Origin of the sequence: Dokdonella sp., assembly GCF_039926425.1 — a bacterium.
Classification (GTDB): domain Bacteria; phylum Pseudomonadota; class Gammaproteobacteria; order Xanthomonadales; family Rhodanobacteraceae; genus Dokdonella_A.
In genome coordinates, this window is the sequence record NZ_JBDSWZ010000174.1 from 1 (window position 1) to 3,413 (window position 3,413).

At 64.5% G+C, this 3,413-nt stretch carries 2 protein-coding genes and 1 pseudogene; 1 reads left to right on the forward strand and 2 read right to left on the reverse strand.

What is annotated here, in order from left to right; genetic code table 11:
• Window positions 1-122: pseudogene (gene purT, locus ABIV12_RS10360) on the reverse strand (phosphoribosylglycinamide formyltransferase 2); the annotation flags it as partial.
• A 154-nt stretch (window positions 123-276) separates the two neighbouring features.
• Between purT and ABIV12_RS10365 the strand changes: the two are divergent.
• A complete protein-coding gene (locus tag ABIV12_RS10365) occupies window positions 277-1,719 on the forward strand; it encodes a transglutaminase-like domain-containing protein (RefSeq protein ID WP_348058942.1) in 1,443 nt (480 codons plus the stop codon).
• Window positions 1,720-1,773: 54 nt separating this feature from the next.
• Here the strand turns inward: ABIV12_RS10365 and ABIV12_RS10370 are convergent.
• Window positions 1,774-3,413, reverse strand: a 1,640-nt coding sequence (locus ABIV12_RS10370; protein WP_348058944.1) for a M64 family metallopeptidase, incomplete at its 5' end; no start/stop codon positions are given.

Below are 3,413 nucleotides of genomic sequence, written 5' to 3' on the forward strand. Positions count from 1 at the left end.
ACCGCGATCACCTCGACCGCGAGCCGCTGCAATTCGATGGCGACCTCTTTCCCCAACTCGCCAGAACCGAGCAGCAGCACGCGGATGGCAGTGTCGGTATGCGGTGTGCCGAACGATTTCATGGTCGCGGTGTCGAAATGTGGGTCGTGCAATTCTAGGGGTAACGGGCGGAGCCGGCACTTCGGCGCCATGAGAATGCCTTTGGACGGAAGGGTCGATCATCCTTCGCGCACGTCACTTGGTGCACACTGACGCGTGCCCTGCCTCGAGAAATCCATGCGACTTTCCACATTCGTGCTGCTCGCCTCGTCCCTCGCGCCGACTGCCGCATCCGCCGCGCCGCCGACCCAGCAGTGGTTCACCGTGCTGCTCGACGGTCGCAAGATCGGCGCGTTCGAATCGAAGCGCGTCGTGCAGGACGGACACGTGACCACCGTGCAGTCCCTCGATGTCGAGCTGGAGCGCGCGGGCGTGCACGTTGCGCTCGGCAACGCCGAAACCTCAACGGAAACCCTCGACGGGCGTCCCCTGTCGTTCCGCAGCGTCTCGAAGCTCTCCGGCAGCGAAACGGTCATTGATGGGACCGTGCACGATGGAGTGATCGACGTCGTCACCGGCAGCGCGACGGATCCACGGAAACGCAGCATGCCATGGCCGAAAGGGGCATTGCTCCCCGAGGGCATCCGGCTGGCCGGACTACGCGCGGGCCTCGCTGCCGGCACCCGCGCGAAAGCGTTGTCGTTCCAGCCGTCCAGCCTTGATGCCGCCGAAGTCACCAGTGTCATCGGAGCAGGCGAATCGGTCGACCTCCCGCAAGGGCGGCGCGCGTTGACCCCGATCGAACAGACCATCGCGTTTCCGGGCGCGCAGATGAAGAGCCGCGCCTGGGTCGACGACGAACAGACGGTCTACAAGCTCACCATGCCGATGCTCGGCGTCGATCTCACACTGCTCGCCTGCGACCGTGCCTGCGCAACCGCGCCGAACCAGGGCAGCGACGTGTTCGCACGCACGCTGATGAGTTCGCCGCGTCCGCTGCGCACCGATGAACTGTCGGGCGCGATGCGCTATACGCTGAAAGCGCTCAACGACGGCGCCGCGCTGAACCTTCCGCAGACCGACGAGCAGCGTGTTGCGCGCGAGGGGGACGCGTGGATCGTCACGGTGCGGAAGAACGCACGCATTTACACACCCGAAAAACCTCCACTCGAGGATCTGATGCCGAATGACTGGCTGCAGAGCACGGCACCCGAAATCGTGCAGCTGGCCGCGCGCGCGACCGGCGATGCGAAAACACGCGAGGAACGGATGCAGCGCATTGAAACGTTCGTGCGCAGCTACATCCGCACCAAGAACCTCGATGTCGGTTATGCCTCGGCGCTGGACGTCGCGCGCAAGCCGGAAGGCGACTGCACCGAACATGCAGTGCTGGTCGCCGCGCTTGGGCGCGCGAGCGGCATCGCGACGCGCGTCGTCGACGGGCTTGCCTATGCGCCGGGATTTGCCGGAAAGGATCAGGTTTTCGTGCCGCACGCGTGGGCGCAGGCGTTCGTCGAGGGACGCTGGCAGAGCTTCGATGCCGCACTGATGGGATTCGACGCCGGGCACATTGCACTCGCCATCGGCGACGGCGATCCGTGGCGTTTCTACTCGGGTCTGGACATGCTTGGAAGGATCAAGCTGGACAAGGTCGAGACGGTGGCGGTCGCCGTGCCGTGACGACGGTCCAGTCGCCTCTGGCGAATTTGCGAGGCGCGTGAAAAGCGAACCTGATCAGTCGAAACTGTTCGCGAAAATCAGGTCGCCCGCGCTGACGTGGATCGTCCAGGTGCGCGTGTGGTCGAGCAACGATCCAGCCATCGACGGTGTCACGAAGCTCGTCGAGTCCGTCACGCGCAACTGCAGCGTATGGGTGGCCGGAGTTGTCGCAGCCTGCGTGAACGCGTAGCTCGAACCCGTCGCGCCACTGACCGGCGCTCCATCGAGCAACCACTGGATGGCGAGTGTGCCCACCGTCGGTCGCAACAACGTCACCTGAAAAACCCGCGTGCTTCCGGCCGCGTAATTCACCGGCGGTGTTGTGGCGGGCGATTCGCTACCCGGCTCGATCAGATCGATGCCGGTCGCCGGCACACCGAAACCGCCGCGGTACAACGTGCGCACGTATTCCTGGCGACACACGGGGCAAAACGGCTTGCCGAGGAATTGCATCAGGCATTGCGTGTCCACCGGACGATACATGCCGGTCGCCAGATAGCGCGCACCCTCGAAAAGTCCGACGCCCGCGGTTCCGATCGGCGTAGGAATCGCATTTCCTGGCGTGAACCACGGCGACCACTTGACCGATGCCGCAGCCGTCTGGTTGGTGACGTTTGCCTCGCATGGCGCACTGCCGGAGAGGTCGCTGCACGCCGGAAAGCCCGGATAGGGGCTCGCGTATTCGTCGGCCAGATGGCTGAAGCTGTGGCCGAATTCGTGGAGGATGATCTGGTTGGCCTGCTGGTTGGTCGACGTCACCGAGATGCTTCCGCCGGAGCCGCCATAGGTCGCGTCGTTGACGACCACGAAGATCTTGTCCCAGCCCGGATACGCTGCCGCGGCGGCGAGGACGGCTGACGAGCTGACCGTGACGAGCCGCTGGATCTGCGAGGTGCAGAATCGGCCATTGAACGCGGTGTCGACCATCTGCCCCGACAGCGGATCGCCACTCGCGCTGGAGTCGGCACAACACGCCGACGACGTGCAGCCGGACTGGTAGGGCGGGTGATCGGCGCCCGACTGGTTCGAGGCAACGAAGCCGGTCGTCCAGTTCACGAAACTCATGTACTCGTGATACGGCGTGAGACCGAAGAACGAGTCATGCAGGATCATCGCGTCGCTGTCGAACAACGCATGTTGCGCGCTGGTATAGCCGTCGCCGATCACCAGCAGATCGAGGCGGTTCGCAGGACTGCCGGCACTCGCTTCCTGCGTCACCTGAAGCGATGGCACCCGGTCAGCGAGAGACAACGCGTGTGCGTCCGTCTTCAACGCGGAAAGATCGAATCGCTGACTGCCGTCGGCACGCGGAAATTCAATCGCGTCCGCCTCGTCGACCGGAATGCGCAGCACGAAACTGCGATCGCCATCGATAGGACGCGTTGAATCGATTGCGTTGTCGCCCCGTTCGGGATCATGCGCGAACTCGCCGTGCAGCATCGGCACGTCCACGCTGCGATCGCCGAGATCGACGCCAGCCCGAAACGCGCGATAGACCACACGCGTGTCGTGATCGCGATCGACCGCGCCCGTTGCGTCCGGCAACGCCGACATCGCGAGGTCGACTTCGGTGTAGAACACCGGATCCACGCGGCCATCCGCCCCGCGTTCAAACACGATGTAGCGGGTCGGCACCGCTGCTGCCGACGCCGACA

What these genes read in the sequence shown, in the direction of transcription:
- ABIV12_RS10365 (WP_348058942.1), top strand. Translation starts at nt 277, where the DNA reads ATGCGACTTTCCACATTCGTGCTGCTCGCCTCGTCCCTCGCGCCGACT.